At 58.6% G+C, this 13,661-nt stretch carries 11 protein-coding genes; 9 read left to right on the forward strand and 2 right to left on the reverse strand.

What is annotated here, in order from left to right; all coding sequences use genetic code 11:
• Positions 1-5: 5 nt before the first annotated feature.
• Complete coding sequence (locus tag K529_RS00130; RefSeq protein ID WP_005608890.1) at positions 6-620, reverse strand: ribonuclease D; 615 nt, start codon at positions 618-620, stop codon at positions 6-8.
• A 262-nt stretch (positions 621-882) separates the two neighbouring features.
• Here K529_RS00130 and K529_RS00135 point away from each other — a divergent pair, with 262 nt between their 5' ends.
• From K529_RS00135 to K529_RS00175, 9 genes are all read left to right on the forward strand, one after another.
• Entirely contained in the window at positions 883-1,746 is an 864-nt protein-coding gene (locus K529_RS00135) for an AraC family transcriptional regulator (protein WP_005608893.1), read from the forward strand.
• Between the two features lie 140 nt (positions 1,747-1,886).
• On the forward strand, positions 1,887-3,986 hold the full coding sequence (locus K529_RS00140) for a TonB-dependent siderophore receptor (protein ID WP_005608895.1): 2,100 nt from the start codon (positions 1,887-1,889) through the stop codon (positions 3,984-3,986).
• Between the two features lie 184 nt (positions 3,987-4,170).
• Positions 4,171-4,857 carry a potassium channel family protein gene (locus tag K529_RS00145; RefSeq protein ID WP_005608897.1) on the forward strand — a complete coding sequence of 229 codons (687 nt, stop codon included), beginning with the start codon at positions 4,171-4,173 and terminating at the stop codon, positions 4,855-4,857.
• Complete coding sequence (locus tag K529_RS00150; RefSeq protein WP_005608899.1) at positions 4,854-6,200, forward strand: TrkH family potassium uptake protein; 1,347 nt, start codon at positions 4,854-4,856, stop codon at positions 6,198-6,200. The genes K529_RS00145 and K529_RS00150 overlap by 4 nt, the downstream gene beginning before the upstream one ends.
• A gap of 187 nt (positions 6,201-6,387) precedes the next feature.
• Positions 6,388-6,648 (forward strand): hypothetical protein, encoded by a 261-nt coding sequence (locus K529_RS00155; protein WP_005608901.1) that lies wholly within the window; start codon positions 6,388-6,390, stop codon positions 6,646-6,648.
• A gap of 327 nt (positions 6,649-6,975) precedes the next feature.
• Positions 6,976-8,427, forward strand: coding sequence for a xylulokinase (xylB, locus tag K529_RS00160; RefSeq protein WP_046002041.1), 1,452 nt, complete (start codon positions 6,976-6,978; stop codon positions 8,425-8,427).
• Positions 8,424-9,734, forward strand: a complete 1,311-nt coding sequence (xylA, locus tag K529_RS00165) for a xylose isomerase (protein ID WP_005627224.1) — start codon at positions 8,424-8,426, stop codon at positions 9,732-9,734. Before xylB ends, xylA begins: the two co-directional genes overlap by 4 nt.
• On the forward strand, positions 9,735-10,742 hold the full coding sequence (locus K529_RS00170; protein ID WP_005627221.1) for an aldose epimerase family protein: 1,008 nt from the start codon (positions 9,735-9,737) through the stop codon (positions 10,740-10,742).
• Entirely contained in the window at positions 10,742-12,049 is a 1,308-nt protein-coding gene (locus K529_RS00175) for a cytochrome-c peroxidase (RefSeq protein ID WP_046002042.1), read from the forward strand. The genes K529_RS00170 and K529_RS00175 overlap by 1 nt, the downstream gene beginning before the upstream one ends.
• Before the next feature lie 53 nt (positions 12,050-12,102).
• Here the strand turns inward: K529_RS00175 and K529_RS00180 are convergent, their stop codons facing one another.
• A complete protein-coding gene (locus K529_RS00180; protein WP_005631403.1) occupies positions 12,103-13,653 on the reverse strand; it encodes a phospholipase D family protein in 1,551 nt (516 codons plus the stop codon).
• Positions 13,654-13,661 lie beyond the last annotated feature (8 nt).

Consider the following 13,661-nt stretch of genomic DNA (forward strand, 5'->3'; position numbering starts at 1 on the left):
TGACGTCAGGAATGGGCGAAAATATCGGTATCCGGCCAGCCAGCCAGATCCAGTCGTGCGCGGGTTGGCAGAAAATCAAAACAGGCTTGCGCCAGATCGCTGCGCCCTTCGCGGGCCAGTCGTAGATCCAGCGCGTCGCGCAGCCGGTGCAGGTGCAATACATCCGAAGCCGCATAGTCCATCTGCGCCCGAGTGAGCGTGTCCGCACCCCAGTCGCTCATCTGCTGCTGCTTGGAGATATCCTGTCCCAGCAGATCCTGTGTCAGGTTCTTCAGCCCATGACGGTCGGTGTAGGTTCGTACCAATCGGCTGGCGATCTTGGTGCAGTAAACCGGCGCGGTCAGTGCGCCAAAGCGGTGGTAAAGCGCGGCAATGTCAAACCGGCCGTAATGAAACAGCTTCAGCACGTCCGGGTTGGTCAGCATTGAGGTCAGGTTCGGTGCTTCGGTCTGATCTTTGCTGATCTGCACCAGATGTGCATCTCCATCACCGCCCGACATTTGCACCACACACAGGCGGTCGCGATGCGGGTTCAGACCCATGGTTTCGCAGTCAATGGCAACCACGGGACCCAGATCGACAGAATCCGGAAGGTCGTTCTGGTATAGATGCGTGGCCACGTCGCGGTCCCTGATCTGGCTGTGTGATGTGAATTGAGATCGACATAGGCGCTTTGGATGGTGAACTCAACAGGCTCGCCCCTCCGGAACAGGGGGAAAGCGCGCATCTCGATCCCATTATCGCCCGATGCATTGCTCCCTGTGGCGTTGTATATCGTGAAATGCTAATATCTGACAGCTAGATTGAGTCCTCAGTCCAGCCTGTTGATCGTATTCTCGCGCGTCATTGTCTGCGCGAATACCTGTAAGGTCTGAGGATGTTATGAGTTTTCACCCCCGTATGATGGCTGCCATTCATGGCTTTACGCCGCTTTCTGACAGCAGCACGTTTACCGCAGACGGCTTAGCGGTGGATTGTTGGCATGTCCGCAACAGCGCGCATGCGGGCGGGCATTATGTGTCACGTCATCCCCGTTTTGTGATTATGCGCGATGGGTATCGCATCCCACTGAGCGAGACCCGAGATGGTGATCTGCAGCATTGCGCCGCCTGTTTTGTTCCCGCAGGCATGGAGGTCTGGAGCAAGATCGCGCAACCCGGCACGTTGCGCCACATGGATATCCATGTGTCACAGGATCGGCTACACGGGTTGATGGGGCGTCCGCCCGAAACCGTTGCTCCATTCTTCCTGCGCGATTTACGCACCATCAGCCCTCTGGTTCAAATGCTGGCGGACCCTGACCGACCGGAGCCGCTGCGCGAGAAGCTTGCTGATTGCATTATTCTGGAGCTTCTCAATCAGCGTTCGACGCAACGCGAGATTGTCTCAGATGCGCATGTGGTGGGCCGTCTGCAGGGGTATGTCCGTCAAAACCTCGACCGCAAGATCGGAGTTGATGGCATGGCCGCTGATGTTGGCTTGTCACGCAGCCAGCTCAACCGCGTGATGCGCCGCACGTCTGGCCTGTCGCCGTACCGCTGGGTCTTGGCGCAACGCATCGAGCATGCCAAAGCGCAGCTTGCGAGTGGGCAGAGCTTTGCCGAGGTGGCATTGCATTCGGGGTTTGCGGATCAGGCGCACTTCAACCGGGTGTTCAAATCCCTGACCGGGCAGGTGCCCAGCGATTGGATGAATGAACCAACCCAATCAGTTTCTGCGCCGATCCTACAAGACCGCGCCTCCTGACTTGATCTATGGAACCGCACCCGCCCGCCCCACGGACCACAGTTTTCGGGAACCGCAGGCCACGGGCCTAGCGTATCGAAACGAAACAGGGGCGCTCCATGCCAGTGCAAAAAACTCTATTCAGGTCGGATGTGTTCTGCATGTCGGCCACAGCCCTCCTCCTGTGTAGTGCAACATCTGCATCGTCTCAGACGATCGGTGAGGATGTCATTGTTCTACAGGACATCAACGTGGCCTATACCGAAAGCGCCACCGGGCCGGTCAATGGGACTGTGAATCCACTCACGGCAACGGGCGGCAAGGTTCCACTTGAGGTAAACCGGGTGCCGCAGTCGATCTCGGTATTGGGACGCCAAGAGATTGAGACCTTTTCCGCCTCGCAAGTCGGCGAAGCCCTGCGTTACACCGCAGGCGTCACCACAGAGGTTTTCGGCAACGATCAGGACTACGACTGGATTCGCGTACGCGGCTTTCAGGCCGACCAGACGGGAGTTTACCTCGATAATGCCCAGAACCTCGCGTTTGCGTTCGGATCTTTCTTTATCGACCCCTATACGCTGGAACGCATCGAGGTGCTGCGCGGACCATCCTCGGCCCTATATGGGGGGTCTAATCCCGGCGGTATTCTGAATTACGTGTCCAAACGTCCGGGCGGACATGTGGGCGAACTGTCCCTTAGTATCAATGATGCGGGGCAGAGCAGTCTGGCATTTGACTATGGCGAGGACCTGAGCGCGGATCGTGCCTTTCGCCTAACCGGGCGCTTGCAGGCGGGCGACAGCTATGACGATCTGAATTCCGGCTGGCGCGGCACCTTGGCGGGTGGCTTCAAAATGGCGCTTGATACGGGCACCGAAATTACCCTGCTCGCAAATCTCCATAAGGCGGATGAGCAACATAACGGCAGCACCTTTCTGCCCTATTATGGCACGGTCGTGCCCACCGCAGAATTTGGCTATATCGACCCTGACACCAACTTTTCCGACCCCAACTGGGACAGCTATCGCCGCGATCAGGCTACCGTTTCTGCGATCGTTGAGCATGAGTTCGCCAATGGGTTTACCCTGACCGGGATTACACGCTTGGGCTATGCCTCGGTCGAGGAGTTTTATTACTACCCCTATGGCTACGCAGGCTACGCACTGCAACCAGCGGACCCCAATGGCACCCTCAGCCTTATCGCCTTTGAGCATGACACCACTGTACGCAGTGCACAGGCGGATATCCGGTATTTCGGTCGCGTGAACACCGGCGGCGCAGAACATAATCTGCTCTTTGGTCTGGATGCGCGCCGCTACCAACTGGACGAAGTTCAGGCTTCTGGCTTTGGCTCCAACACGGTGGTGAACCCCACCGCGCCGGGCACGCCCGTGACCTCGGTGTATCAGGACGCGCTGACCACCCAGACACAGGTTGGTCTTTATCTGCAGGACCAGATCACTTTTGCGAGCGGCCTGATCCTTACCGGGAACCTTCGCCACGACTGGGTGGAAACAAAACAAGACGGTAGCGCCGGGTTTGAGCGCTCCGATAGTGAGACCTCCTATCGCGCGGCCGCAGCTTATGAGTTTGCCAATGGTTTCACGCCCTACCTGAGTTATGCGAGCTTCTTTAACCCGCTGATCTCCTCACCCGCGAACGGCGTTACCATGCCCGAGCAGGGCAACCAGCTTGAGCTGGGGTTCAAGTGGATGCCTACGGGTGGGAATTTCAGCCTCGCCGGGGCGATTTTCCAGATCGATCAGGAAAACGTCGTCACGGGCGCATGGCCGACTTTTGATCAACTCGGAGAAGTGCGCATGCGCGGGGTGGAACTGGAAGCAGCCTATGATTATGGCAATGGTCTGCATCTGCGCGGTGTTGCAACCAAGCTTGATGCAGAGATCACTGCGGACAGCAATTCCAGCCTGATCGGGCTGTCTCCGACACTGGTGCCGGAACTGGAGTTGAGTCTGTTGGCTGAGTATGAATTTAGCACACCGCAGTTGAATGGATTGCGTATCGGCGCAGGTCTGCGTCATCGCGGTGCCAGTCAGGCAAATGCCGCCAATACGCTGCAGGTTCCAAGCGCCACACTCTATGATGCCTATGTCAGTTATGGCTTTAACAATGGCATAGATATGCGTCTGGCGATCACCAACCTTGCAGATGATGCATATGTGACTGGGTGCCAAACGGCCTATGTCTGTTCTTATGGGGGCGGTCGTGAGGCAACCCTGACGCTGGTGAAATCTTTTTGATCACAACATGTTATCAGATTGAGAGGAGCGCCCGTTTGGGCGCTCCTTCTGTATTTGTGATCGAGATGTGCCCTGAGGGAATGTCAGTGAACAGCCGTCAGAAAGGCTTGCCAAGCGCGTAGGGCTTTGCTCTGTCCAAGAGTCGCCGGACATAGCCGGCAACGCCACAGAGAGCAAAACGCGCATGCTAACTGCCAAACGCAAAAGCGCGGAGCGACGCCAGACCTTTGTGATTGTGGGTCTTGGAAACTTCGGAACTACCGTCGCCCGAGAATTGAGCCGCTTCGGCAATCATGTGATTGGGGTGGACTGCAACGAAGCTCGAGTCAGCCAATGCGCTGATGAGCTGTCTCAGGCCCTAATAATCGATGCCCGTGATGATCTCGCTCTGCGACAGGCCGGGATTGCGGATTGTGACGTGGCGCTGGTCGCCATGGGATCGGATCTGGAGGCCTCTATCCTGGCGGCCATCAACCTGAAAACCATCGGTGTGCCTGTGGTCTGGGCCAAGGCGACCACCAAAACTCATCACCGCATCCTCAGCAAACTGAAGGTGGATCGGATCATCCACCCAGAGGTCGACGTGGGCATGCACATCGCGCAGGTTCTCCACAACCCATTGGTGCGTGATTATGTCAGCCTTGGAAATGGCTATCATGTAGTGAACTTTAAGATCCCGCAGTCGCTGGAAGGCAAGGCACTGGTGGATATCCCCTACGCTTCAGGCCACAATCTACGCTGCATCGGCGTGATGCGCGGGACCGAGTTTCTTGGTCAGGATGGCTCTGATTGTACCCTTGCGCAGGATGATCTGTTGATCCTGCTGGGCAAACGCTCTGACCTGCGCAATTTTGCAGCGAGCCTGTCGTGAAACGCCCTACAATCAAGACCGCTCCGCCGGTTGAACGCGGGCTGCCGCCGCCACTTATTTTGGCTCTTCTTTACTTTTCCAGCATCTTTGTCGGGGCGCTGCTCTTGTGGATGCCAATGTCGCATACCGGTGCGGTCGGATTTGGTGATGCGTTTTTCACCTCTGCCTCGGCTGTGACGGTGACGGGGCTGGCGGTTGTCGATACCGGCAGTGATCTTACGGTGATCGGGCAGGTTATCTTGGCCTTGCTCATCCAGCTCGGTGGGTTGGGGTTGATGGCTTTTGCGGTCCTTTTGCTGTCGGCGCTGGGCCTCCCGGTCGGCTTGCCGCAAAGGCTGGTGCTACGAGAAGATCTCAACCAGCGTTCCCTTGGCGGGCTGGCGATCATCGTGCGGACAATCATGCTGGTGGCATTGGTGTGCGAACTGGCCGGAGCCGCAATTTTGTCTTTTGTGTTTGTGCCGGATCTAGGCTGGCCGATGGGACTATGGCATGCGGTGTTTCACAGCATTTCAGCCTTCAATAACGCAGGTTTTGCGCTCTATTCCGATAGTCTTTCGGGCTATGTAAATGACCCGATCATTAATCTGACCATCCCGGCACTGTTCATTCTCGGGGGGCTGGGCTTTGTTGTGGTGGGGGATCTGGTGCGGGCGCGGTCGTGGCGGCGGCTCAATCTCCACAGTAAGTTGATGCTGACGGGCACCTTGTCGCTGATCCTTTTGGGTTGGGTGGGTTTTGCCGCGCTTGAATGGACAAATCCGGCGACGCTTGGTGGTTTGCCGGACACGGCCAGTCGCCTTTGGGCCAGTTGGTTTCAAGCGGTGACCCCGCGCACAGCCGGTTTCAACACAATCGACACAGGCGGTATGCACGACAGCACCACGCTTATGACCATGTCGCTGATGCTGGTGGGGGGCGGCAGCACCTCCACGGCGGGTGGTATCAAGGTGACGACGCTTATCGTCCTGTTGATCGGCACTGTTGCATTCTTTCGCCGCCAAACCGCGCTGCACGTCTTTGGTCGCAGCCTCGGGGTGGAGGATGTGATGAAAGTGATGGCGCTGACCACCATCAGCATATTCATCGTGTTGGCGGGGATCTTCTTGATTTCGATTTCTCATGACGAAGAGTTTCTGGACCTTGCGTTCGAAGCCACCTCTGCCTTTGGAACCGTTGGTCTTTCGCGCGGTGCCACTGGGGAACTTGATGGCTTTGGCCGGGCGGTGATCATCGCGATCATGTTCTTGGGCCGAGTTGGGCCTCTGACGCTTGGGTTTTTCCTTGCGACCCACAGCAGGCCACGGGTGCGGTATCCCAAAGGCGATGTGTATCTCGGCTAAACACGCCCTTGAATTCGCCGCATTCCACCGTCGGGGTGTGGCGATTTCCTGCCACAGTTGGCGAAATTTCGCTCCTCTTTTGGTTGAGCCTGCTTCTGGGCTGGAACGCCCTGCGCGATCTGAGTAGGTGAGCGCGGCCCGGATTGACCGGCGCATGACTATCACCACTGATTTATAGGCTATTGTTATGAAAACGAAACTTGCCGCACTCGCACTGACCGTTGCGTTCTCCGCACCCGCTCTTGCTGAGGAGTGCACCGCGGAACTTGCACAGGCGAAATCCATGGAAGTAAACGCAGGTCTGCAGAAGTTGGCAGCCAAGGATCCGCAGCGCATGCAGGAAGTGGCCACTGAGATGATGGAGAAATCCGCCATGTTCGAAAACGCCGAGGACCTGTCCGAAGTGTGCGAGTATTACGATGGCTTGCTGGAAGAAATGAATTCCTAAGCGACGAAGATGCGCCTGCGGAGAATGCTTCCGCAGGCGTTCCCGCAAAGATGCGGACCTTGATTGGCGTCGCAGTTAATGACGCCCGCCCACGCGCCACGTGCTGAGGCAAACTGATACCACACGCGATGCTTCGTGAGATGGTCAGGCCCTCCTCCCCTCAAAATCAGAGATCTTAAACCGGCTGGCCACTGGTCCAGTCGATGCACCTGTTTGTCTGCTCGCCGATTGACAGCCCGCGCTAAATCTGTTTTTATTTTATTAGCCGAAATAAATATGTGCACGATCATGAGAGACGTGTGCGTCTGGCGATTGGGAGGACATCTTATGTTTCTTGGTCTTGACGTGGGAACGTCGGGGCTGCGCGCGTTGCTGGCCGATGAGGGTGGCAATGTCATTGGCGTGGCGGATGCAGCTTATGGGGTCTCGCACCCACGTACGGGATGGAGCGAACAGGACCCGCAGGACTGGATCACTGCCTGCCAGACCGCGATTGCGGCGTTGCGTCGGGACCACCCGACCGAGCTGGCTGCCCTGCGCGGCATCGGCCTCAGCGGGCACATGCACGGGGCCACTCTGCTGGATGCGGCGGGCAAGGTTCTGCGCCCCTGTATCCTGTGGAATGACACGCGTTCGGCTGCCGAGGCGGCCAAGCTGGATGGTACAGAAGGCGTGCGGGATCTGTCGGGCAATATCGTGTTTCCCGGCTTCACCGCGCCGAAACTGGCGTGGGTCAAGGCGCATGAGCCGGAGATCTATGCTCAGGTCGCCAAGGTTCTGCTCCCAAAGGATTATCTGCGCTACTGGCTGACCGGCGCCTATGTCTCTGACATGTCAGACAGCGCCGGGACGTCATGGCTTGATGTAGGCGCGCGGGATTGGTCGGAGCAGCTGCTGGAAGTGTCCGGCATGCGCCGGGATCAGATGCCCGATCTCGTCGAAGGCTCCGCCGCCAGCGGCGATCTGCGTGACGCGCTTCGCGATGAATGGGGCATCGACGGCCCGGTGGTTGTCGCCGGGGGCGGTGGCGACAATGCGGTTGCCGCCTGCGGGGCCGGGTGTTTCCGTGAGGGTGAGGGCTTTGTGAGCCTTGGCACCTCCGGCGTGCTCCTGGCCGCCAAAGCCGCTTATAAACCTGACCCGGCCTCGGCTGTGCATACCTTCTGCCACGCGGTGCCGGATACGTGGTATCAGATGGGGGTGATCCTGGCGGCAACGGACTGTCTCAATTGGTTGTCGCGCACGCTTGGGCAGACCCCGGCAACGCTGGCAGGACTGCTGCCGGACCAGATTTCGGATCCGTCTTCGGTGACGTTCCTGCCCTATCTTTCTGGCGAGCGCACACCGCACAACGATGCCCGCATTCGCGCCACGCTTGCAGGGCTTGATATTGGCGATGGCCCGGCAGAGCTGACACAGGCGGTGATGGAGGGCGTGGCCTTTGCCCTGCGCGATTGCCTTGAGGCGCTCAAGGGCACCGACACCAACCTCACGCGCCTGCTTGCGGTGGGGGGTGGCACCCGGTCGCCCTATTGGGTGGAAACCCTCGCGACTGTCCTTGGCGTGTCCCTCGACATTCCCGACAAGGGCGAGTTTGGCGCAGCATTGGGCGCCGCCCGACTGGCGATGACGGCCACCGGCGCCGACATTTCCGCCGTGATGACTGCACCGCCCATCGCCCACACCATTGATCCACGCCGCGACCTGACCGAGGCCTATGATGCCTCCTACGCCCGGTATCGCGCGCTCTATCCCAACATGAAGGCACTGATGACATGACCACCGGTTTCTTTGGCGACGTTTCCAAAATCCAATATGAAGGCGCAGACAGCACCAACCCGCTGACCTTTCGCCACTACAACCCCGACGAGGTGATCCTCGGCAAGCGGATGGAAGAACATCTGCGCTTTGCCACCTGCTACTGGCACAACTTTGTGTGGCCGGGCGGCGATCCGTTTGGTGGCCAGACCTTTGACCGCCCATGGTTCAAGGACACGATGGAAGCGGCCAAGCTGAAGGCCGATGTGGCGTTTGAGATGTTCACCCTGTTGCAGTCGCCCTACTACTGTTTCCACGACGCGGATGTGCGGCCGGAGGGGGCGAATTTTGCGGAAAACACCCGCAATCTGAATGAGATCGTCGAGTATTTCGCGCAAAAACAGGAAGAAACCGGCGTCAAACTGCTCTGGGGCACCGCCAACCTGTTTTCCAACGCGCGGTTTATGTCAGGGGCGTCAACCAACCCGGACCCGGATGTCTTTGCCTTTTCGGCGGCGACCATCAAGACCTGTATGGACGCAACCCACCGTCTGGGCGGCGAAAACTATGTGCTCTGGGGCGGTCGTGAGGGCTATGAAACCCTGCTGAACACCGATCTTGCACAAGAAGATCAGCAGATGGGCCGCATGCTCAACATGGTGGTCGACTACAAACACAAGATCGGCTTCAAGGGTGCGATCCTGGTGGAGCCGAAACCGCAGGAACCTTCCAAACACCAGTACGACTACGACGCTGCGACCGTCTATGGCTTCCTCAAGCGCCACGGGCTGGAAAACGAGGTCAAACTGAACCTGGAGCAGGGCCACGCAATCCTCGCGGGACATTCGTTCGAGCACGAGATTGCCACCGCTCAGGCATTGGGCGTCTTTGGTTCGATTGACATGAACCGCAACGATTACCAGTCCGGCTGGGACACCGATCAATTCCCGAACAACACGCCGGAGGTGGCGCTGGCCTATTACCACATCTTGAAACACGGCGGCTTTACCTCGGGCGGCACCAATTTTGATGCCAAGCTGCGCCGCCAGTCCATCGACCCGGAGGATCTGCTGATGGCGCATATCGGCGGCATGGACATCTGTGCCCGTGGGTTTAAGGCCGCTGCGGCGATGATCGAGGACGGCACATTGGATCAGTTCGTCACCGACCGCTACGCCGGGTGGCAGCGGGACGACGCGCAGGATATGCTCTCGGGCAAGTTGTCGCTGGAGGACATCGCACACCGGGTCGAAGCCGAAGACATCAACCCCAAACCCCGGTCCGGGCGGCAGGAATATCTGGAAAACGTCATCAACCGGTTTGTCTGAATGAGCAACGCGCAGATCGTGGATCACGGCCTCCACCAAGGCCACATGCTGAAAGAAGCGCGGTTGCATAGCGCGGGCCTCTCCGTCAGCCTGCTGAACATTGGTGCCGTGACCCGCGATCTGCGTCTTTTGCAGGGCAACCGCCCGCTGGTCCTCGGGTTTGAGGACCCGGCCGCCTATCTGTACAACCCGGGCTATCTCGGGGTGATTGCGGGCCGCGTGGCCGGGCGGATCAAAAACGCGCGCTTTGCCCTTGATGGGCAGAGCTACCAACTCGCAGCAAATGAAGGCGATACGCTGCTGCATGGCGGGGCACAGGGGCTTTCTCATGTGTTCTGGGAGCTTGAACTGCTCTCTGATGCCAGCGCGCGCCTGCGCTACCACTCACCGGAGGATGAGGCGGGGTTTCCCGGCGCAGTGGATGTGTCTCTGACTGTCACGCTGGATGGGCTGACGATTGTCTATGACATGCGGGCGGACGTGAGCGCAGCGACCCCGATCAGCCTCGCGCAGCACAACTATTATAACCTGACGGGCGGCGCGCAGCCGGTCCGCGATCACAGCCTGCAAGTGGACGCCAGCAGCTTTCTCTTATTGGACGACGCCAATGTCCCGACCGGTGAAATCGCGGCGCTGGATGGCAGCCATCATGACCTTCGTCTGGGGCGCAGTTTTGCCGACCTCGACCCGGAACACCGAGGCAGCGATGTGGCGCTTGTGTTCGACACCTGCCGTGATCCGCAATTGCCGGTGGCGACACTGACCGCACCGGATGGGCTGCAGATGCGGATCGTCAGCGATCAGCCCTGCGCGCAGATCTATACCGCCGCCGCCCTGCCGCCCCAGTCCGGTGCTCTGTCAGGACAGCAGATCGGCCCCGCCATGGGAGTCTGTTTTGAGCCGCAGGGCTTTCCCAACGCGGTAAACCTGCCGCAGTTTCCCAGCGTGATCGCGACCCCGGATCACCCCTACCGTCAACGCCTGCGTCTTGAACTCGGGAGGATCTGATGCACCGGATGATCGCGCTTGCCCTGCTGGGAGCTACGTCCGCACAGGCGGATATGCGCCCTGACCTTGGCCCGCGCCCGCAGTTCCCGGCACCGGATATGGCGGCGGTGGAGCTAGGGCAAATGTTGTTTTACGACCCGATCCTGTCGGGCAATCGCAACATCTCTTGCGCCACCTGCCATCACCCGCGCTTTGGCACCGGCGATGGTCTGTCGCTGGGCTTGGGCGAGGGCGGCATCGGCCTTGGACCTGACCGGCGCGCTGATCCCGCAAACCTGCCGGAACAGCGCATCCCGCGCAATGCGCCGGGTCTGTGGAACCTTGGGGCACCGGAATTCACCGTGATGTTTCACGATGGACGACTGGAGGATAACCCTGAGCACCCCGGCGGTATCCGCACCCCCTTGGGTGATGATATGGTTGCTGGCTTTGACGACGCGCTTGCCGCACAGGCCATGTTCCCGGTGCTCTCTGCCGATGAGATGGCCGGGCATTACTCGGAAAACGAGGTCGCAGAGGCGGTGCGGCTGGGGCAACTGTCCACACCGGGTGGCGCATGGGACCGGATCGCCGCACGCGTTGAGGCCATCCCAGCCTATCGCGCTGGTTTTGATGCGGTGCTGGGGGAGGGCGCGCCCATCACCTTTGCCGACATCGGAAATGTGTTAGCGGATTTCATCCGGTTCGAGTGGCGCGCCGATATGAGCCCCTTTGACGCCTATATGCTGGGGCAGGGCGATCTGCCCGCGCCCGCCTTGCGCGGAATGGAGCTGTTTTACAACAAGGCCAATTGCAGCCAGTGCCACTCCGGCTGGTTTCAGACCGATCATGATTTTCACGCGCTCGCAATGCCGCAGATCGGGCCGGGCAAGGCTGCGCGGTTCGAGACCCACAACCGCGACGAAGGCCGCATCCGCGTCACAGGCAAATCACAGGATGCCTTTGCCTTTCGCACGCCCTCTTTGCGAAACGTGAGCCTCACTGCGCCATATGGCCATTCTGGTGCGTTTACGACGCTGGAGGGGGTGGTGCAGCACCACATGTCGCCTGAGCAGTCCTTAAATGGGTATGACACAACAGAAGCCATACTTCCCAATCTGGACGGGGCGGAAGACTGGAACATTCAACAAAACGCACAAGAGCGCGCTGCTCTCATCGCACCTGTGGACGTGCCACCGATATCACTTAATCCGGATGAAGTGGCTGATATTGTCGCTTTTTTACGGGCGCTGACAGATGAGGACGCGGCAGCGGGGCGGCTCGGGGTGCCCGAAAGCGTTCCCAGCGGGTTGCGCGTGGATCGCTGAACGGAGTTTCCTTAACCCTGTACCACAGAGACACCTACCGTCAGTAAGGATCTCTAGAGGAGCCACTCCACCGGCAATATTCCGATCACGGCAATCGCGATTTGTTGAAACCACGTCGCCCCCGGCTCTTCTTGGTAGATAACGGTATCTTGGTCCTTCAGCGGTTCTTGCCACACCATTTTACCCTCGGGCGTGAGCGCGGGCTGATAGGTAATCGTCTCCAAAGGACCATCAAAGCCCGCATTCACCCGACCGGCGAGCGTGGGGCTTTCGATCAAAAAGCCCATTTCACAATTCAGGATTGCCGACCTCGGGTCGAAATTAAACGATCCGATAAAAATACGCTCCCCATCCACCGCAAATGTCTTTGCGTGGAGACTGGCCCCAGACAACCCGAAGGGTTTGACTTGCATGTCAGCCTCAGGAGACATCTCACCGCGCAGCTTCAACTCATAGAGCGATACATCCGCCTCGAGCAACTCCCGCCGGTACCGCGTGTACCCAGAATGCACCATCAGGACGTCGGTTGTATTCATCGCATTGGTTAGCACGCGCACATCAACGCCGGCGGCGGCTAAACCTGCGAGATACTCGGTCCCCCTGCGTCCTGGCACGAAATAGGCTGAGACCACGTCCATGCGCCTCTCGACCTCGCCCAAAATTTCGCCGAGACGGCTTATCATCAACTGGTCAGGGGTGGCTATTCCCAGTCCTTTAACAGGGTCATCTGCAACCAGTTGAACGGTCGTCCATTCCATCGGCATTTCGCCACGCGCAAATCGATCCGCGCTGCTTTGAATATTGCCGATGAGGGTGAGTGCCTCTAGGCTTTGCATCACGTCCCTAACGCGTGCCTCAAACGCGGGTAGATCACCTGTGCCATCAACGATTGTCTCTAGCTCGAACACAGATGCGCTGTTCCAATACTCATCAAAAACCTGAGCGGTTTCCGGCACCACCTGTCCTGCTGCCAGCACGTCCATATCGATGTAGAAACTATCTGCACCGGCGTCGAAATACTCATCCCCAATGTTGCGTCCACCGATGATCGCAACCGACCCATCCACAATGAAGGATTTATTGTGCATCCGTCGGTTCATGCGGAAGAAATCGAAGGCGTATCCAAGAAGTTTGGGCTGGCGGACGGTTGAGGGGTTAAAGAGCCGGATTTCAAAGTTTTCCTGTGCGTTCAGGGTGGCCATGATGTCGTCAAGTCCGGGCACACCATTGTCATCTAAAAGCAAACGCACGCGAACTCCGCGCGCTGCGGCATCCAGTAACGCACCGAGCAACATGATCCCGGAGGTGTCATTGTGCCAGATGTAATACTGCGCATCGATGGACTGTTCAGCGACCGCGGCAAGTTCAATTCTACTCGCCAAAGCGTCATGACCATTTTGCAGCGCGATGACACCTGTCTGACCACTATGAGCGGCACTGGCTTGTGTCACGGCGGCACCGATCTGGGTGTCGCGACTTGCGGCAATTGCGTTGCTTGCGGGGCGATCTGACAGGTCAGGCAGGGGGAATGCAATTCGTGCCAACATGACCAACACGGCCAAGAAAATACCAAGGGCAGCAAGTTTTCGAAAAAAGCGTTTCATGACCTCAA

This window comes from Tritonibacter mobilis F1926, assembly GCF_000376545.2.
GTDB classification, from domain to species: Bacteria; Pseudomonadota; Alphaproteobacteria; order Rhodobacterales; family Rhodobacteraceae; genus Epibacterium; species Epibacterium mobile.